The organism is Coriobacteriaceae bacterium (assembly GCA_025993015.1).
Classification (GTDB): domain Bacteria; phylum Actinomycetota; class Coriobacteriia; order Coriobacteriales; family Coriobacteriaceae; genus Collinsella.
Window position 1 is genome coordinate 1,350,565 of record DAJPFV010000001.1, and the last position, 18,934, is coordinate 1,369,498.

19 protein-coding genes are annotated in these 18,934 nt (G+C 62.4%); all 19 read left to right on the forward strand.

Annotation, left to right across the window (positions count from 1 at the left end):
- Window positions 1–67: 67 nt before the first annotated feature.
- The 19 genes from OIL77_05700 to hisF all read left to right on the forward strand — a co-directional run bounded on the left by OIL77_05700 (window position 68) and on the right by hisF (window position 18,839).
- Complete coding sequence (locus OIL77_05700) at window positions 68–1,282, forward strand: MFS transporter (GenBank protein ID HJI44895.1); 1,215 nt, start codon at window positions 68–70, stop codon at window positions 1,280–1,282.
- A gap of 170 nt (window positions 1,283–1,452) precedes the next feature.
- The gene (locus OIL77_05705; GenBank protein HJI44896.1) at window positions 1,453–2,514 is read left to right on the forward strand and encodes an SIS domain-containing protein; all 1,062 of its coding nucleotides are present in this window, start codon (window positions 1,453–1,455) and stop codon (window positions 2,512–2,514) included.
- Between the two features lie 46 nt (window positions 2,515–2,560).
- Entirely contained in the window at window positions 2,561–2,980 is a 420-nt protein-coding gene (locus tag OIL77_05710; protein HJI44897.1) for a PTS fructose transporter subunit IIA, read from the forward strand.
- Between the two features lie 57 nt (window positions 2,981–3,037).
- Window positions 3,038–3,520: a PTS sugar transporter subunit IIB gene (locus tag OIL77_05715; GenBank protein ID HJI44898.1), complete on the forward strand. Its 483-nt coding sequence runs from the start codon at window positions 3,038–3,040 to the stop codon at window positions 3,518–3,520.
- A 58-nt stretch (window positions 3,521–3,578) separates the two neighbouring features.
- Window positions 3,579–4,352 (forward strand): PTS sugar transporter subunit IIC, encoded by a 774-nt coding sequence (locus OIL77_05720; protein ID HJI44899.1) that lies wholly within the window; start codon window positions 3,579–3,581, stop codon window positions 4,350–4,352.
- The gene (locus OIL77_05725; GenBank protein HJI44900.1) at window positions 4,333–5,166 is read left to right on the forward strand and encodes a PTS system mannose/fructose/sorbose family transporter subunit IID; all 834 of its coding nucleotides are present in this window, start codon (window positions 4,333–4,335) and stop codon (window positions 5,164–5,166) included. Before OIL77_05720 ends, OIL77_05725 begins: the two co-directional genes overlap by 20 nt.
- A gap of 88 nt (window positions 5,167–5,254) precedes the next feature.
- The gene (locus OIL77_05730; GenBank protein ID HJI44901.1) at window positions 5,255–6,145 is read left to right on the forward strand and encodes a DMT family transporter; all 891 of its coding nucleotides are present in this window, start codon (window positions 5,255–5,257) and stop codon (window positions 6,143–6,145) included.
- Window positions 6,146–6,370: 225 nt separating this feature from the next.
- Complete coding sequence (locus OIL77_05735; protein ID HJI44902.1) at window positions 6,371–7,144, forward strand: PTS sugar transporter subunit IIC; 774 nt, start codon at window positions 6,371–6,373, stop codon at window positions 7,142–7,144.
- The gene (locus OIL77_05740) at window positions 7,125–7,958 is read left to right on the forward strand and encodes a PTS system mannose/fructose/sorbose family transporter subunit IID (protein ID HJI44903.1); all 834 of its coding nucleotides are present in this window, start codon (window positions 7,125–7,127) and stop codon (window positions 7,956–7,958) included. Before OIL77_05735 ends, OIL77_05740 begins: the two co-directional genes overlap by 20 nt.
- 91 nt (window positions 7,959–8,049) lie before the next feature.
- Window positions 8,050–9,264: an MFS transporter gene (locus OIL77_05745; protein HJI44904.1), complete on the forward strand. Its 1,215-nt coding sequence runs from the start codon at window positions 8,050–8,052 to the stop codon at window positions 9,262–9,264.
- A gap of 170 nt (window positions 9,265–9,434) precedes the next feature.
- On the forward strand, window positions 9,435–10,496 hold the full coding sequence (locus OIL77_05750; GenBank protein HJI44905.1) for an SIS domain-containing protein: 1,062 nt from the start codon (window positions 9,435–9,437) through the stop codon (window positions 10,494–10,496).
- 73 nt (window positions 10,497–10,569) lie between these two features.
- Window positions 10,570–11,406, forward strand: coding sequence for a sugar phosphate isomerase/epimerase (locus tag OIL77_05755; GenBank protein HJI44906.1), 837 nt, complete (start codon window positions 10,570–10,572; stop codon window positions 11,404–11,406).
- Window positions 11,407–11,575: 169 nt separating this feature from the next.
- Window positions 11,576–13,291 carry an ATP phosphoribosyltransferase gene (gene hisG, locus OIL77_05760; protein HJI44907.1) on the forward strand — a complete coding sequence of 572 codons (1,716 nt, stop codon included), beginning with the start codon at window positions 11,576–11,578 and terminating at the stop codon, window positions 13,289–13,291.
- 105 nt (window positions 13,292–13,396) lie between these two features.
- On the forward strand, window positions 13,397–14,833 hold the full coding sequence (gene hisD, locus OIL77_05765) for a histidinol dehydrogenase (protein HJI44908.1): 1,437 nt from the start codon (window positions 13,397–13,399) through the stop codon (window positions 14,831–14,833).
- Between the two features lies 1 nt (window position 14,834).
- Window positions 14,835–15,950: a histidinol-phosphate transaminase gene (gene hisC / locus OIL77_05770; GenBank protein HJI44909.1), complete on the forward strand. Its 1,116-nt coding sequence runs from the start codon at window positions 14,835–14,837 to the stop codon at window positions 15,948–15,950.
- Window positions 15,951–16,538, forward strand: coding sequence for an imidazoleglycerol-phosphate dehydratase HisB (hisB, locus tag OIL77_05775; protein HJI44910.1), 588 nt, complete (start codon window positions 15,951–15,953; stop codon window positions 16,536–16,538). It abuts the gene before it with no gap.
- Between the two features lie 79 nt (window positions 16,539–16,617).
- Window positions 16,618–17,313 (forward strand): imidazole glycerol phosphate synthase subunit HisH, encoded by a 696-nt coding sequence (locus OIL77_05780; protein ID HJI44911.1) that lies wholly within the window; start codon window positions 16,618–16,620, stop codon window positions 17,311–17,313.
- The gene (locus OIL77_05785) at window positions 17,310–18,053 is read left to right on the forward strand and encodes a HisA/HisF-related TIM barrel protein (GenBank protein HJI44912.1); all 744 of its coding nucleotides are present in this window, start codon (window positions 17,310–17,312) and stop codon (window positions 18,051–18,053) included. Before OIL77_05780 ends, OIL77_05785 begins: the two co-directional genes overlap by 4 nt.
- 3 nt (window positions 18,054–18,056) lie before the next feature.
- Window positions 18,057–18,839: an imidazole glycerol phosphate synthase subunit HisF gene (gene hisF / locus OIL77_05790; protein ID HJI44913.1), complete on the forward strand. Its 783-nt coding sequence runs from the start codon at window positions 18,057–18,059 to the stop codon at window positions 18,837–18,839.
- The last annotated feature ends 95 nt before the right edge of the window (window positions 18,840–18,934 follow it).

Sequence of the window (18,934 nt, forward strand, 5' to 3'; positions counted from 1 at the left end):
TGCAACCTGGAAAGGGGATGGAGCAGGCCTATGCCCTCCATCCCCTTTTTGTATAGAAGGAGTTCGTATGTTCGCGAAGGATCGCGAAGCAATGCGCCTGACGCCGGCAGAGGTCAGGCTGATTCTTATTGAGTCCCTGCAGTGGTGCGCCAACAACGCGGTCTACTTTTTGGGGCTTATCGGTGCGGCCACGTATGATCTGGCTGGCACGGCCTTTTTGGTTGCCGCCATTACGCTCGTGCGCAATCTTATGACGTCGGTGGGCAATATGGTGTCGGGCTCGGTCATCGATCGCTTTGGACCGCGCCGGACGTCGTTTGTGACGTGCGTGATTACGGCAGTGCTATCGCTTGGCGTGGGGTTGGCGCCGTTGTCTGTCCCCGGGCTTGTGTTTGCCGCGTGCGTCTTGGGACTTGCGGGCGGCTTTATCAACACCTGCACGCATGCGTTTCCGGGATACCTGGAGTCGACCACCGAGGGCCGTACCCGCGTGAACGGCCTCATGGTGTTCTACAGCAATATCGCCTATACCGCTGGCCCGCTGCTCGGCGGTGCCATCGTGAGCTGTTTTGCCACGCAATCGGTCTATCTGCTCATGGCGGGCATGATGGGTGTGGCGGCCGTGCTCTCCTTGGGCTGTCACGAGTGTGTTGCTCCCGCAAAAGGGGAGAAGCCGAAGGGCGGTATTTTGGGAGGCATGGCCGAGGGTGCGCGACTTACGTTTCGCGACCACGACCTGCGCCTCATCTTTATCTCGGGCTTTTTGGGTTTCTTTGCGTTTGGCGCGTTCGATTCGCTGGAGTCGTTGTTCTATCGCGATGTGCTCAACGTGGATATCGTCTGGCTGGGCTGGCTGTCCTCGGTCGTGGGCCTCACTTCCTCGGTGGGCGCGTTCATCCTGACCAAGCTTTCTGCCCGCCATGTCAACCTGCGATTGCTGCTCGGCGCGCTCATGGCCGTGGGCATTGGGTCCATGGTGTACGTGGGCACCGATATGCTGGGGGTCGCGATTATCGGTCAGGCGATTAACGGTCTGGCCTGGGGATTCCTGGAACCGCTGCAGATGATCTTGATTCAGGAGCGCGCCGACATCAAATACCTGGGGCGCATTACCGGCTTTGTGCGTTTTGGCCTGATGAGCGCCGGCGTGCTGCCGCTGCTGGCGGCTCCGTTTTTGGCGGAGGCTTTGGGCGTTCAGGCGGTGCTGTTTGGGGCATCGACCATTATTGCGCTGGTAGGAACGCTGTTCTTTGTCACACAAGGGAGGCGCCAGAGGCGTTAGCTATACATTCAATTCTAATTTAATACCACTCACCAGAGAATTTCGACCGTTCACCGAGGATTGGAGCAGATTGATAAGTGGTATTAAAAACACATTAGGTGTATGTCTATAATTGATATCGAAAAGAAACGCGATGTATAGAGTTGCGTGCAGGACAGAAAGGAAAAGCCATGAAGGAAACCGAGAAGATCGAGATCATGCATTTCGACCAGGAGGGCTATCTCGAGGACGGCAAGGCGCTCTACGAGGCCGGCAAGAAGATGACCGCGCTCGCCGACAAGGTCGCCGACGAGGGCTACGACGCCGTGTTCCTGATGGGCGTCGGCGGCACCTGGGACGAGCTCATGCAGCTCGAGTACCTCATGAACAAGTTCGGCGACCGCGACCTCGAGGTCTACCTGATCCACGCCGCCGAGTGGAACGCCATGGGCCACAAGCGCATGACCGAGAAGTCCGTCGTGCTCACCGCCTCCGAGTCCGGCACCACCCCCGAGGTCCTCGAGGCCGTCAAGAAGATGAAGGACATGGGCGTGCGCGTCTACGCCATGACCAAGCCCGAGGGCCCCATCGGCCAGGCTGTCGGTGCCGAGAACTGCGTTGCCATGGCTTCTGATCATGGTTCGGGCGGCTGCGAGAAGGGCTACTACCTCGCCGACTGCTTCGGCCTGCGCCTGCTCAACCGCCGCGGCTGCTTCCCCAAGTTCGACCTGTTTATCGAGCAGACCAAGGACATCTGGAAGGACATGCTCGACATCCGCAAGCGCTTCGAGCCGCGCGCCGAGGAGCTCGCCAAGAAGTACGCCCTGGCCCCCTACACCATGTTCATCGGCTCCGGCGCCCTGTGGGGCGAGACGATCCTGTTCTCGATGTGCATCTTGGAGGAGATGCAGTGGAAGCGCACCCGCTACATCACCTCGGCCGACTTCTTCCACGGCACCCTCGAGCTCGTGGAGCCCGGCGTCCCGGTCTTCCTGTTCATGGGCGAGGACGAGAACCGCAAGCTCGACGAGCGCGTCCGCGCCTTCCTGACCCGCGGCGTGACCGGCGACACCGACATCAACATCATCGACACCGCCGAGTTCGCGATCCCCGGCCTTGACGACGAGTTCCGCGTCATCGTGTCCCCGTGGATCCTGACGGTGCTCGTTACCGACCGCCTGGCTCGCTACTACGAGACGGTCACCAAGCACAACCTCAAGTATCGTCGCTACTATCACCAGTTCGACTACTAAAGAAAACGGGTGCGGGAACGTGCCGGGCTATTGAGAGGAACACAGAATGAGACAGTACATCATCGCCAGCCATGCGCACTTCGCTACCGGCATCAAGGAGAGCGTCGAGCTGCTCTCGGGCGCTCGCGACAACGTCCACGATCTTTCGATGTTCGTCGATGGCCGCATGGACGTGGCCGAGGAGGCCCAAAAACTGCTGGCAGGCATGTCTGCTGACGATGATGTCGTTGTCTGCACCGACCTCTTTGGCGGCAGCGTCAACAACGAGTTTACCAAGATCGTCCAGACGCGTCCCCGCACGTACCTCGTTACCAACATGAACCTTCCTCTCCTCATCCAGTTGCTGTTCTCTGACGAGTCGGCGCCGGTTGAGGAGACGATTCGCGCCATCGTCGCTGCGGACGATACGCGCGTGAAGTTTGTCAACGATCTTTTGGTCGATGACGACGAGGAAGAAGAGTTCTAATCCGCAGCACCTACTGACACGCCGTAAGACGGCACAAGACCTTTGGGGGGTCACATTATGATTCAGCTACTTCGCGTTGACCATCGCCTGCTTCATGGCCAGGTCGCAGTTTCCTGGGTTCAGGGCCTTGGCTCCAACTGCATCTTCTGCGTGGGCGATAAGGTCGCTAACGACCCGGTGTGGAAGACGACGCTCAAGATGGGCAAGCCTGCCGGCTGCAAGCTCGTCATCAAAGATATGGAGCATGCAATCGAAGCTATCAACTCGGGCGTGACCGACAAGTACAAGATGATCATCTGTGTCGCCACTATTGCTGAGGCAAAGCAGCTTGTTGAGGGCTGCCCGCAGATCAAGTCGGTCAACCTGGGCAACACCAAGCCCAAGGACGAGAAGCGTCCCGATGCTCGTCAGGTCTCTCGTCAGATCTTCCTGACCGCGGCCGAGGAAGCCGATGTGCGCGAGATGCTGGATCGTGGCGTTGAGGTCGAGATTCGACCCCTGGCCGATGACCCCAAGGTTGACTGCGCCAGCGTGCTCTAGGCGTTCAATTTCGAAGAGTCTGAGCTCTTCGTAGTGTCCTATTAGGAAAGGGGGATATATGCTTACCCAAGCAATCCTCATCGGACTTATCGCCGCATTTGGTAAGTTCGACTGCCAGCTCGGTACGCTCTATGCGTTCCGCCCCATCGTCCTGTGCCCGCTCGTGGGCCTGGTGCTGGGGGACCTGCAGTCCGGCCTCGCGATCGGCGCCAGCCTGGAGCTGCTGTTCATGGGCTCGATCTCCATCGGTGCCTACGTGCCGCCTGATGAGACGATCGGCGGCGTGCTCGCCTGCGCCTTCGCTATCCAGCTGGGCCAGAGCACCGAGGCAGCCATCGCGCTTGCCATGCCCATCGCCACGCTGTGCCTTGCCATCAAGAACATCCTCAACGCCGCCCTGCCGATCCTGGTTGACCGCGCTGATGTCTTCTCCGGCCAGGGCAACCTTAAGGGTGTCTATGCGATGCACTTCCTGATCGGTTTGACCGGTATCATCATGGCGTTCCTGCTGTGCTCGCTGTCGTTCTATCTGGGTGCTGACGCCATCCAGGGCATGCTCAACTTCATCCCGCCCTTTGTCCTTGCTGGCTTTGGCGTTGCCGCCAACATCCTGCCGGCCATGGGCTTCGCCATGCTCGGCCGCCTGGTGCTCACCAAGCAGCTCGTGCCCTTCTACTTCCTGGGCTTCCTGCTGTGCTCCTACGCCAACGTGCCCGTCCTGGGCGTCGCCCTGATCGCCATCATCATCGGCATCGACAAGTTCGACCTGCTCGGCCTGGGCGGAGCCCAGCCCCAGCTCTCCGCGGAAGGGGATGAGGACGATGACTTCTAGTCCCGAGAACAAGATCACGCGCTCCGACCTCGTCAAGAGCGCCGTCAACGTCGGCGCCCTGGGCATGGAGTTCTCCTGGACCTACTACAAGCAGATGAACATCGCCTTCTGCCTGATGGTCGCCAACATGCTCAAGAAGATCTACGCCGGCCGCCCCGACGACTACGCCGAGGCCCTGCACCGCCACTGCGCGTTCTTCAACATCACCGTCCAGTTCGCCCCGTTCGTCGGCGGCATCGCGATGGCCATGGAGGAGAAGGTCGCCCGCGGCGAGATCGAGCCCGAGAGCGTCAACGACGTCAAGGCCGCCCTCATGGGCCCGCTGTCCGGCATCGGCGACTCCATCTTCCTGTCGACGCTGCGCGTGGTCGCCGCCGCGGTGGGCATCAGCCTGTGCCAGGCCGGCAACCCCTTCGGCCCCATCGCCTTCCTGCTCATCTACAACGTCCCCGGCTTCGCGCTGCGCGTCTGGGGCGCCGTCAAGGGCTACGAGCTGGGCGTGGGCTTCCTGGACGAGGCCCAGAGGACCGGCCTCATGCAGAAGATCATGACCTGCGTGGGCATCGTGGGCGTCATGGTCGTGGGCGCCATGTGCAAGGACATGTTCTGGGCCAGCATCCCGGTGGCCATCGGCTCGGGCGACGACGCCCAGACCCTCCAGGACATCCTGGACGGCATCATGCCCGGCATGCTCGGCATGATCGCCTTCTGGCTGTACTACTGGCTGCTGTCCAAGAAGATCAACCCCATGGTGCTGATCGTGGCCACCATGGTCGTGGGCATCATCGGCGCGTTCTTCGGCGTGCTGGCGTAAGGGCCCGGCCTATTATCTGCCCCCAAGGGAAACGGCGACCCATTGCGGTCGCCGTTTTTTATTACCGAAAGCTAGTTGGAGGTGCTTCGTGATTCGATCTGACAATCCACCCGATAATGGCGTGAGCGGGGCGATGTATCTATTTGGCACGGCGCTCTTGTGGAGTTTTATCGGCATCCTCGTTCGCGCCAATTCGCAGTCAGCTCTTTTGATCGGTGCCGTCACGGCAATATTTATGGCGCTCTTTATCCTGCTCGTCGGCAGGCCCGTCCTTCGCGTCAGCCGTCTTATTGTCCTTGTGGCCGTCTGCAACTTCGTGACGGGCACCACGTTTAACTTTGCCAACCAGCTCACGACGGTCGGCAACGCGATCGTCCTGCAGTACACCTCGATGATTTTCGTTATCGTGTATCAATCGCTCGCAGCTCGCACATTGCCCTCGCCTGCGAAGATTGCCTCCGTGGTGGTTGCTTTTACGGGTATGGGACTTTTCTTTTTAGGCGATTTGAGCGCCGAGGGCATGCTCGGAAATCTGCTTGCCGTCATTTCGGGCGCCACCTTTGGGCTGTGTTTCTTTTTAAACTCTCGCCCCGATGCGTCGCCCATGGTGTCCTCGCTCATCTCCTGCGGCATCTCGATACTTCCGATCGTCTATTTTGCCGGCGACCTAGGCTCCGTGAAACCCTTTGAGTGGGGGCTTATGCTGGTGCATGGCCTTTTTTGCAGCGGCCTTGCGAGTGTGCTGTATGCCAAGGGGATTGCGCGCACCAACGCGTTTGCGGCCAACTTGGTTTGCATGAGTGAGGTCGTGCTCGCTCCCTGCTGGTCGGCGCTCCTCTTTGGCGAGGTCTTTCGCTGGAACGAGTTTTTGGGCGCAGCGATGATCGTTTTGGTGATTGTGGCCAACTTGGCATCCGATGCTTTTGGCGACGGCTTTCTGGTGGCGCTTGTCCGCCATCGAAACAAAGAGCGTGCCTAATGGGATGCGCCTGCCGTTTACGGTAAAAAACACCCCGCTGAGCGACTGGTATTAAATAGTAAGAACCTGCATACCTATAATTGGTATCAAATCATTTGTGCCTGGAATGGGTGTTAGCAGCACACCAGGTACGCTTCGAGCCGTGGAATCGAACTCCCGGAATTGATATCAACAACGCGCGCGACGGGAGTGACGACGGTTCGAGATTCCTTATTGGGAGGAATTATGCTTGTCCAAGCAATCCTCGTCGGCTTAGTCGGAGCGTTTGGATGCCTCGACTACCAGCTCGGCACCCTCTACGCGTTCCGCCCCATCGTCCTGTGCCCGCTCGTGGGCCTGGTGCTGGGGGACCTGCAGACTGGCCTTGCCGTTGGCGCCAGCCTGGAGTTGCTGTTCATGGGCTCGATTTCCATCGGCGCCTACGTGCCGCCTAACGAAACCGTCGGCGGCGTGCTCGCCTGCGCGTTTGCCATTCAGCTCGGTCAGGGTACCGAGACGGCCATCGCGCTCGCCATGCCCATCGCCGTCCTTGCGCTGACGATCGGCAACATTACCAATGCCTTGTTCCCTGTGTTTGTCGATATGGCAGACAAGTTCGCCCTCAAGGGAAACCTCAAAGGCATCTACGCCGTTCATTGGGGAATTGGAATCTGGGGCTGCGTCGAGTACTTCCTGCTGTGCGGCGGCGCCTTCTATTTGGGTTCCGACGCCATCCAGGGCCTGCTCGACTTCATCCCGCCCTTCATCATCGACGGTTGCGGCGTTGCCGCCAACATCCTGCCGGCCATGGGCTTCGCCATGCTCGGCCGCCTGGTGCTCACCAAGCAGCTCGTGCCCTTCTACTTCCTGGGCTTCCTGCTGTGCTCCTACGCCAACGTGCCCGTCCTGGGCGTCGCCCTGATCGCCATCATCATCGGCATCGACAAGTTCGACCTGCTCGGCCTGGGCGGAGCCCAGCCCCAGCTCTCCGCGGAAGGGGATGAGGACGATGACTTCTAGTCCCGAGAACAAGATCACGCGCTCCGACCTCGTCAAGAGCGCCGTCAACGTCGGCGCCCTGGGCATGGAGTTCTCCTGGACCTACTACAAGCAGATGAACATCGCCTTCTGCCTGATGGTCGCCAACATGCTCAAGAAGATCTACGCCGGCCGCCCCGACGACTACGCCGAGGCCCTGCACCGCCACTGCGCGTTCTTCAACATCACCGTCCAGTTCGCCCCGTTCGTCGGCGGCATCGCGATGGCCATGGAGGAGAAGGTCGCCCGCGGCGAGATCGAGCCCGAGAGCGTCAACGACGTCAAGGCCGCCCTCATGGGCCCGCTGTCCGGCATCGGCGACTCCATCTTCCTGTCGACGCTGCGCGTGGTCGCCGCCGCGGTGGGCATCAGCCTGTGCCAGGCCGGCAACCCCTTCGGCCCCATCGCCTTCCTGCTCATCTACAACGTCCCCGGCTTCGCGCTGCGCGTCTGGGGCGCCGTCAAGGGCTACGAGCTGGGCGTGGGCTTCCTGGACGAGGCCCAGAGGACCGGCCTCATGCAGAAGATCATGACCTGCGTGGGCATCGTGGGCGTCATGGTCGTGGGCGCCATGTGCAAGGACATGTTCTGGGCCAGCATCCCGGTGGCCATCGGCTCGGGCGACGACGCCCAGACCCTCCAGGACATCCTGGACGGCATCATGCCCGGCATGCTCGGCATGCTCGCCTTCTGGCTGTACTACTGGCTGCTGTCCAAGAAGATCAACCCCATGGTGCTGATCGTGGCCACCATGGCCGTGGGCATCGTCGGCGCGTTCTTCGGCGTGCTGGCATAAGGGCCCGGCTGCATAGATTTTCGTTGCAACCTGGAAAGGGGATGGAGCAGGCCTATGCCCTCCATCCCCTTTTTGTATAGAAGGAGTTCGTATGTTCGCGAAGGATCGCGAAGCAATGCGCCTGACGCCGGCAGAGGTCAGGCTGATTCTTATTGAGTCCCTGCAGTGGTGCGCCAACAACGCGGTCTACTTTTTGGGGCTTATCGGTGCGGCCACGTATGATCTGGCTGGCACGGCCTTTTTGGTTGCCGCCATTACGCTCGTGCGCAATCTTATGACGTCGGTGGGCAATATGGTGTCGGGCTCGGTCATCGATCGCTTTGGACCGCGCCGGACGTCGTTTGTGACGTGCGTGATTACGGCAGTGCTATCGCTTGGCGTGGGGTTGGCGCCGTTGTCTGTCCCCGGGCTTGTGTTTGCCGCGTGCGTCTTGGGACTTGCGGGCGGCTTTATCAACACCTGCACGCATGCGTTTCCGGGATACCTGGAGTCGACCACCGAGGGCCGTACCCGCGTGAACGGCCTCATGGTGTTCTACAGCAATATCGCCTATACCGCTGGCCCGCTGCTCGGCGGTGCCATCGTGAGCTGTTTTGCCACGCAATCGGTCTATCTGCTCATGGCGGGCATGATGGGTGTGGCGGCCGTGCTCTCCTTGGGCTGTCACGAGTGTGTTGCTCCCGCAAAAGGGGAGAAGCCGAAGGGCGGTATTTTGGGAGGCATGGCCGAGGGTGCGCGACTTACGTTTCGCGACCACGACCTGCGCCTCATCTTTATCTCGGGCTTTTTGGGTTTCTTTGCGTTTGGCGCGTTCGATTCGCTGGAGTCGTTGTTCTATCGCGATGTGCTCAACGTGGATATCGTCTGGCTGGGCTGGCTGTCCTCGGTCGTGGGCCTCACTTCCTCGGTGGGCGCGTTCATCCTGACCAAGCTTTCTGCCCGCCATGTCAACCTGCGATTGCTGCTCGGCGCGCTCATGGCCGTGGGCATTGGGTCCATGGTGTACGTGGGCACCGATATGCTGGGGGTCGCGATTATCGGTCAGGCGATTAACGGTCTGGCCTGGGGATTCCTGGAACCGCTGCAGATGATCTTGATTCAGGAGCGCGCCGACATCAAATACCTGGGGCGCATTACCGGCTTTGTGCGTTTTGGCCTGATGAGCGCCGGCGTGCTGCCGCTGCTGGCGGCTCCGTTTTTGGCGGAGGCTTTGGGCGTTCAGGCGGTGCTGTTTGGGGCATCGACCATTATTGCGCTGGTAGGAACGCTGTTCTTTGTCACACAAGGGAGGCGCCAGAGGCGTTAGCTATACATTCAATTCTAATTTAATACCACTCACCAGAGAATTTCGACCGTTCACCGAGGATTGGAGCAGATTGATAAGTGGTATTAAAAACACATTAGGTGTATGTCTATAATTGGTATCGAAAAGAAACGCGATGTATAGAGTTGCGTGCAGGACAGAAAGGAAAAGCCATGAAGGAAACCGAGAAGATCGAGATCATGCATTTCGACCAGGAGGGCTATCTCGAGGACGGCAAGGCGCTCTACGAGGCCGGCAAGAAGATGACCGCGCTCGCCGACAAGGTCGCCGACGAGGGCTACGACGCCGTGTTCCTGATGGGCGTCGGCGGCACCTGGGACGAGCTCATGCAGCTCGAGTACCTCATGAACAAGTTCGGCGACCGCGACCTCGAGGTCTACCTGATCCACGCCGCCGAGTGGAACGCCATGGGCCACAAGCGCATGACCGAGAAGTCCGTCGTGCTCACCGCCTCCGAGTCCGGCACCACCCCCGAGGTCCTCGAGGCCGTCAAGAAGATGAAGGACATGGGCGTGCGCGTCTACGCCATGACCAAGCCCGAGGGCCCCATCGGCCAGGCTGTCGGTGCCGAGAACTGCGTTGCCATGGCTTCTGATCATGGTTCGGGCGGCTGCGAGAAGGGCTACTACCTCGCCGACTGCTTCGGCCTGCGCCTGCTCAACCGCCGCGGCTGCTTCCCCAAGTTCGACCTGTTTATCGAGCAGACCAAGGACATCTGGAAGGACATGCTCGACATCCGCAAGCGCTTCGAGCCGCGCGCCGAGGAGCTCGCCAAGAAGTACGCCCTGGCCCCCTACACCATGTTCATCGGCTCCGGCGCCCTGTGGGGCGAGACGATCCTGTTCTCGATGTGCATCTTGGAGGAGATGCAGTGGAAGCGCACCCGCTACATCACCTCGGCCGACTTCTTCCACGGCACCCTCGAGCTCGTGGAGCCCGGCGTCCCGGTCTTCCTGTTCATGGGCGAGGACGAGAACCGCAAGCTCGACGAGCGCGTCCGCGCCTTCCTGACCCGCGGCGTGACCGGCGACACCGACATCAACATCATCGACACCGCCGAGTTCGCGATCCCCGGCCTTGACGACGAGTTCCGCGTCATCGTGTCCCCGTGGATCCTGACGGTGCTCGTTACCGACCGCCTGGCTCGCTACTACGAGACGGTCACCAAGCACAACCTCAAGTACCGTCGCTACTACCACCAGTTCGACTACTAAGAGCAAATAACGTTTGTGCAATTGTGCCTCGCTCCTATATGGAGCGGGGCCTCGTTTAGGTTGGAGAGTAACTATGAGCTATCCCCAGCTTGCCGTTATGAATATCAGCCATCGCTACTTTAGCCTTGAAGAGTTCTTTTCTTCGGCGGCGGCCTCGGGCTACACGTGCTGCGAACTTTGGACGGGGGCGATGCACCTGTATGTGGACTGCCATGGTTACGATTCGCTCGAGCAGGTGCGTGAGCTGTCACAGCGGTATGGGGTTCGGATTGTGGGGCTTTGTCCCGAACAGAACAACCCCAAGCCGTGGAATATCGCGGCGCGCGGGAATGAGGCGCGTGCCCGCACGCTCGCGTACTTTAAGAACGTTATAGATATCGCGGCGGAACTTGGAGCCGAGCAGGTCATGGTCTCGAGCGGCTGGGCATTTTTGAACGAGCCGATCGAGGACGCGTGGGGTCGCAGCGCCTCGATGCTGCGTGCGATTGCCGAGCATGCGGGAGAGCGCGGCGTGCGACTGGTGCTCGAGGCCCTGCAGCCAGTTGAGTCGATGATCGTGAACTCGGCGGCCGACACGAAGCGCATGATCGAGGCAGTTGATCATCCGGCACTTAAGGCATGTCTGGATATGGGCGCCATGGCGGTGGCGGGGGATACCATCGACGATTATTTCGATCTGCTTGGCGATGATGTCGCCCACGTACATTTTGTCGATGTTGCGGCAGACGGCACCACGCACCTTGCCTGGGGTGACGGCGGTCGCGATATGCGCGCCGACTTGGATAGACTGGTGGCGCGCGGCTATCGCGGAGTTGTTTCGGCCGAGACCTATGACGGGCGCTATTTTGCCGACCCCGCAGCTGCCGATGCGCAGGTAATGGCAGAGTATCGTCGTGCGATTGGCGCCTAGGTGGGGTCGGGCTGCGGCAACCTACCCTATGTTTCCAAATGAATACGGTGTGAGCGGCTGCGACGTATTTTCCCCGCAAGCACTCTAGTATGCTAAAGTACCCAGAAGACCGGCGGAGCTATGCCGGTCTTCTGTTCTATGCGAAGCACAGCATGAGGAGGCTCACCAGATGACGGCCACACCGTGGGGATTCCGGGACATATTGCCCGAGGAGGCTCAGGCACGCGAGGAGATCGCATGTACGGTGAAGGGCTGCTTTAGGGAGCATCATTACCTGCCGGTTGAGACGCCGCTGCTCGAGGACAAGGGTTCGCTCGAGGAAGGCGGCCGCATTGCGGACACGCCGTTTAAGCTCTTTGACGATGATGGGCGTTTGCTGGTGGTCCGTCCCGACAACACGCTGCCGATCGTGCGCTTGGTTTCGACCCGCATGCGCGCGGCCGATCTGCCACTGCGTCTTCGCTACGAGGCGCCGGTGGTTCGTGAGTGCCAGCGCAATGCCGGCGGCTCGCGCCAGTTTACACAGCTGGGCTTTGAGCTTATCGGTGCGGGAGATACCGCGGGCGATGTCGAGATTGTCTCGCTGGTAGCCGATGCCGTGCGCAAGCTGGCGTTGCCCGATGCGCGCATTATCGCAGGTAGCGTGCGTCCTTTTAAGGAGCTGCTCGCGGCGTGCGAGGATCGCGAGCTGGCTGCCGAGGCCCTGCGCTGCGTGCACTCCAATGACTTTGTGGGCCTCGATGCCCGCGTGGCGGCAAGCGCCGAGTCCGAGGCCGTCAAGGCCGCCATTAGCGAGCTGCCGCGCTTGCACGGCGGTGCCGAGATACTCGACCGTGTGGATGCGCTGCTGGAAGCTGCCGGTATCGTCGCGCCGCTGACGCGCGAGCTGCGTGCCCTGGTCGAGGGCCTGGCTCCCGAGGACGCCCAGGTGCTGTCCTTCGACTTCTCCATCATGAACTCTTTTTATTACTACACGGGCCTGGTCTTTAAGGCCTATGCCGGTGGCCTGCCCGATCCGGTGGGCTCGGGCGGTCGCTACGACTCCATCTTTACCGGCGCGTTCGGCGATGGCATCGAGGTACCGGCGGCGGGATTTGCCTTTTCGCTCGAGCGTCTGGAGGCCGCGCACACTTCGGCTGAGGACGCCGCTTCCGACGGCGACCACGCCGCGGGCCGTGGTGCTGAGGGTCCGCTGCGCATCGCCGTTCCCAAGGGCTCGCTTAAGGCCGACACGCTCGACGTGCTCGAGGCCGCGGGCCTGGACGTCTCCGAGCTGCGCGACCCCGGCCGTCACCTGATCGTGCGCGGTCGCGATACGCGTGCCGGCGAGGGCGCGGTCGGCGATATCGAGTTTGTCATCGTGCGCCCCAGCGATGCGCCCGCTTTTGTGGGCTGCGGTGGTGCCGATTGCGGCATCTGCGGCTGGGATTCGCTTATCGAGGCCGACCTCAACCTGCTGCAGCTGGTCGATTTGGGTTACGGCCTGTGCACCTTTATTGAGGCTGAGCCCGTTTGGCGCGCCGGTCAGGCCGAGCGCAACTATGCCCGCCGCGGTTCGCTTCGCGTGGCAACCAAGTACCCGCGCATCGCGAGTGCCTGGTATGCCGAGTGCGGCGTGAACGCCGACATCGTTTCGCTGCACGGCAACATCGAGCTGGGACCCATCGTCGGTATGACCGATCGCATCGTGGATATCACCGCCACGGGCGCCACGCTGCGCGACAACGACCTGGTCATCACCGGCCGCATTATGGACTGCACGGCCCGCTTCTTCGTCAACCCGGGTGCCGCGCGCCTGGATCCGCGCGTTCGCAACCTGGCCGATCGCCTGGCGGCTGCCGTGAAGGACAAGCATTTTGAGCCCGTTGCGGGCTCGGCACAATAGCGCGAGCACGCACGGGCGCCCCAACGTCTGGGCTGCGGGCCGATGGGCGCCGCTGCCCGGCATCTCGTTTTCCAAACGCAACCTCGACCGATAGGGGATACCGATATGAAGACCATCAAGCTTGCTCCCGGTGAGCGCCTCGTTACCAACCAGCTCAACCGCAAGGGTGTGCTGCCGCAAAACATCGTCGACGCCGCCCGCGATATCGTGGCCAACGTGCGTGCCAACGGCGATGCTGCGGTGCGCGATTACTGCCAGCGTTTTGACGGTGTCGAGCTGCAAAGCTTTCGTCTGCCGCAAGAGCAGATCGATGCTGCGCTCGAAGGCCTCGACCCGGCCTTTGTCGCCGCGCTCGAGAAGGCTGCGCGCCAGATCCGTGAGTTTCACCAGCGCGAGGTCGAGCAGAGCTGGTTTGCCACGCGCCCGGACGGCACGATGCTCGGCGTTAAGGTGACCCCGCTTGCCGCGGCCGGCATCTACGTGCCGGGCGGTCGCGCGCAGTATCCCTCCACCGTGCTCATGAACGCTATCCCTGCCAAGGTGGCCGGCGTCAAGCGCGTGGTCATGGTGACGCCGCCACAAAAGGACGGCCTGATCAGCCCCTACACGCTCGCCGCGGCCAAGCTTGGCGGCGTGGACGAGATCTATATGGTGGGCGGCGCCCAGGCCGTGGCCGCGCTGGCGTACGGTACCGAGACCATTCCGCGCGTCGACAAGATCACCGGCCCGGGCAACGCCTTTGTCGCCGCGGCCAAGCAGATTGTCTCGGGCGACGTGGGCATCGACATGGTCGCCGGCCCCTCCGAGGTCTGCGTGCTGGCCGATGCCACGGCCAAGCCCATGGTGGTCGCGGCCGACCTGATGGCCCAGGCCGAGCACGATCCGCTTGCCGCCTGCTATCTGGTGACCTGCGACGAGCAGTTTGCGCGCGAGGTCGAGGCGGGTATCGACATTCTGGTGGCGCAGTCGCCGCGTGCCGAGATTACGCGCGCCTCGCTCGACAACGAGGGCACCATCGTGGTGGCCGCCGATATGGCTGCCGCCGTCGAGGCCGTGAACACCGTGGCGCCCGAGCACCTGGAGCTGCACTGCAAGGATGCAATGGGCCTGCTTGGCGGCATTCGCAACGCCGGCGCCATCTTTGTGGGCGCTTGGAGCTCCGAGCCGCTCGGCGATTACGTTGCCGGCCCCAACCACACGCTGCCGACCGGCGGCACGGCCGTGTTCTCCAACCCGCTTTCGGTGGAGGAGTTCGTTAAGCGCTCAAGCGTTATCTGCTATACGCCCGAGGGCCTGCTCTCCGACGCTCCCGCTACGCAGCGCTTGGCCGAAGCCGAGGGCCTGTGGGCGCACGCGCTTTCTGCCGCCCTGCGTCGTCGCGTGCTGGAACAGGGCGAGGATTCCGTGAGCGCCGAGTCGCTGGCGGCGGCCGACCTGACCAAGGTTGCCTGGCCGGGCGACGCCGCGGCGACGGTCGCCGAGGGTGTGGACTTGGCGGCTGCGGGCGCGGATGGCGCTAACGCGACCGGCGGGGAGGCCTAATATGGCCGAGCTGACGCCTCGCATGAAGGAACTCGTCCAGCCCTACTTGGCCGGCATTGAGCCCTACGATCCCAACTTTACGCCCACGCGCATCAACCTTTCGGCCAACGAGAACACCTATCCCGTGCCGGCCGGCGTGCGCGAGGCGGTCGACGCGGCGCTCGCCGCCACGCCGCTCAACCGCTATCCCGACCCCATGTCCAACGACCTGCGCGACGAGCTTGCCGCTTGGCATGGCGTGGCACGCGAGAACATCTGCGTGGGCAACGGCGGCGACGAGCTGCTCTATAACTACCTGCTGGCGTTTGGCGGCGCGGGGCGGACCCTGCTCAACTGCCCGCCATGCTTTAGCGAGTATGCGTTCTTTGCGTCGCTCTGCCAGACCGAGGTGAGCGACGTGTGGCGCGATCCGGTGACCTTTGAGCTCGACCAGGCTGCCGTGCTTGCGGCAGCGCCCGAGTGCAACCTGGCGATTGTGACCTCGCCCAACAATCCCACGGGCGACGTGGCGCCGCTCGACTTTATCGCGGCTCTGTGCGATGCGTGTCCCGGCATGGTGATGGTCGACGAGGCCTACGTGGAGTTTGCTGACGATTCGTTTGGCGCGGCCACCACGGCGCAAGGGCTTATCGCCGAGCATTCCAACCTGGTGATTCTGCATACGCTGTCCAAGGCGTTCGGCGCCGCCGGCACGCGTCTGGGCTATGTGATTGCGTCACCCGAGGTTATTGACGTGTTCGCGGCGATTCGCCAGATCTATTCAGTCAGCGTGCTGAGCCAGGCCGCGGCGCTTGCCTGCGTGCGTGCCCGCGATGCGTACGCGCCCGTGGTGGCACAGGTTGTATCCGAGCGCGTGCGCGAGCTGTGCGCCCTGCGCGCAATGGCTGCCGAGGGCCTGCCCGTGGAGGCGTGGCCGAGCGCGGCGAACTTTGTGCTCGTGCGCACGCCGCACGCCACGCGCGTGCGCGAGCGCCTGCGCGACGAGTATTCAATTTTGGTGCGCGACTTTAGCTACGCGCCGGGGCTTGCGGACTGTCTGCGCATTACCGTGGGTACCCCGCAGGAAAACGACGAGGTGCTGGCAGCGTTTGCCGCGCTGGTGAAGGAGGAGATGTAGATGGGCCGTTATGTCGAGGTGACCCGCAAGACGGGCGAGACCGACATTGTCGTTAGGCTCGATCTGGACGGATCCGGCGTGTGCGATATCTCGACCGGCGTGCCGTTTTTCGACCACATGCTCAACGCCCTTGGCCGCCATGGCCTGTTCGATCTGACGGTACATGCGATGGGCGATGTGGAGGTCGACGCGCACCACACCGTCGAGGACACGGGCATTGTGCTGGGCGAGGCGTTTTGCCAGGCACTGGGTGACAAGGCGGGCATTACGCGCTTTGCCGATGCGGCGATTGCCATGGACGAGACGCTCGTGATGGCCGCCGTTGATATCTCGGGTCGCGGGCAGGCCTATTGCGATCTACCCGTGCCGACCGAGCGCGTGGGCACCTTTGATACCGAGCTGGCCGTCGAGTTCTTCTACGCTTTTGCGCGCGACGCCAAACTCACGCTGCACGTGCGCGAGCTGGCGGGCGGCAACTCGCACCACATTATCGAGGCCGCCTTTAAGGCCGTGGGACGCACGATGCGCCACGCCTGCGAGCTTGATCCCCGCGTCCAAGGAATCCCCAGCACCAAGGGCTCACTGTAACCGCCACAAGGGTAAAAACCACCACAAAGGGGACAGGCACCTTTGTGGTGGTTTTGGATGATGGAAAAAGGAGGGTCGCGTGGGCGAACCGAAGATCGTGGTGGTCGACTACCACAAAGGGAACTTGTCGAGCGTCGTGCGCGGGCTTGCGCGCGCCGGTGCCGCTGCCTGCACGTCGGATGATCCGGAACAGATCCGCAAGGCCGATGGCCTGGTCATCCCGGGCGTGGGCGCGTTCTATGACGCGATCGCCTTTATGCGCCAGAGCGGCGAGGAGGCGGCCGTGCTTGACGCCGTTGCCGCCGGAACTCCTCTGCTCGGCATCTGCCTGGGCCTTCAGCTGTTTTTTGAACGCGGCGACGAGGGCGTGCCGGCGGACGAGGGCGCGGACGACGATGCCTCCGAGCAGGCTGGCGGTCCCTGGGTCGATGGCCTGGGCATTATGCGCGGCTCGTGCACGCGCTTGGAATCGAGTCGCCTGAAGGTGCCGCACGTGGGCTGGGACCAGGTGCACATGACGCCCGCCGGCGCGGCCGATCCATTGCTCGCCGGTTTTGCCGAGGGCGCCAACATGTACTTCACCCACAGCTATGCGGTGGCCGACGATGTCGATGCCGCCGATGTTCTGGCGCGCACGCACTACACGCGGAGCTTCCCGTGCATCGTGCGCCACGGCAACGTGTGGGGCTGCCAGTTCCATCCCGAGAAATCCTCCGCGCTGGGACAGCGCATCCTTAAGAACTTCGTCAACATCGTCGAGGAGGCCGGCCGATGATTCTGTTTCCCGCAATCGATTTGATCGGCGGCAAGGTCGTGCGCCTGGAGCGCGGCGACCGGAGCCGCTGCAAGGTATATTCCGACGACCCCGTGGCCGTTGCCCGCTCCTTTGCCGAGCAGGGTGCGAACTGGGTGCATGTCGTCGACCTGTCCGCTGCCTTTGGCGAGGATGAGGACGCATGCGCTGCCAACTCGACGGCGATCAAGGCTATCTGCGGCGTCGACGGTCTGTCCGTGGACGTGGGCGGCGGCGTCCGCTCGCTCGCACGCATCGACGAGCTGGCCGGCTATGGCGCGCGCCGTATTGCGCTGGGGACCGTGCTGGTGACCGAGCCGGGTTTTGCCGAGGTGGCAGCGCGCGGCTTTGGCGAGCTGCTGGTGGCAGACATCGCCGCCCGTGACGGCCAGGTCAAGGTGAACGGCTGGCGCGATGGCGCGGGCGTGGCGCTCGATGATGCGGTGGCGCAGCTTTCCGAGCTGGGCTTTAAGCATTTGGTGTACACCGACATCGCGCGCGATGGCATGCAGACGGGCATCGACGTGGCGGCGTATCGCCATGTGGCCGAGGTCGCGGGTTTTCCCGTCGTGGCTTCGGGTGGCATCTCGACACTCGACGATATCTGCGCGCTTGCCGCGGTGGGTGAGGATGCTATTGAGGGTGCGATCACCGGTCGCGCGCTCTACGAGGGCAACTTTACGCTGGCACAGGCGCTGGCCGCCGCCCGAGGGGAGGAGTAGCCCATGCTTACCAAACGCGTGATTCCCTGCTTGGACGTTAAGGACGGCCGCGTGGTCAAGGGCGTCAACTTTGTGAGCCTGCGCGATGCGGGCGATCCGGTGGAGCTGGCGCGCGCCTACGACCGCGAGGGCGCGGACGAAGTCGTGTTCCTGGACATCACTGCGACGAGCGACAACCGTGCGACGACCATTGAGATGGCGGCGCATGCGGCCGAGGAGTTGGCCATTCCCTATACCGTGGGCGGTGGTTTTCGTGACCTGGCGGGCATGCGAACCATGGTGGCTGCCGGTGCCGATAAGGTGTCGCTCAACTCTGCTGCCGTGCGCGATCCGTCGCTGGTCAGCCAAGCTGCCGCTGCATTTGGCAGCCAGGCCGTGGTCGTGGCGATCGATGCCAAGCGTGTTGGTTTGCCCGGTGAGCCGGGAGCCGACAAGTGGGAGGTCTTTACCGCGGGCGGCCGTAACGCCACGGGTATCGATGCGGTGGCGTGGGCCGAGGAAGCGGCTCGTCGCGGCGCCGGTGAGATCTTGCTCACCAGCATGGATCGCGACGGCACCAAGGCTGGCTTCGACCTGGCACTCACCCGCGCCGTGGCGCGCGCGGTGCCGATCCCGGTGATCGCAAGCGGCGGCGTGGGCACGCTCGAGCATTTTGCCGAGGGCGTGATCGAGGGCGAAGCCGATGCCGTGCTGGCAGCAAGTGTCTTTCACTTTGGGACCTTCAGCATTCGCCAGGTGAAGGAGTATATGGCGTCGCAGGGCATTCCTGTGAGATTGGACTTCTAATGCTGCGGCTTGTCCAGGCACCCGACCTTCCGGCTCCAACCCTCCTCGCGTACTTAAGTACGCGTCGTCGGGCTTGTCGCTCGGAATCTCGGGCA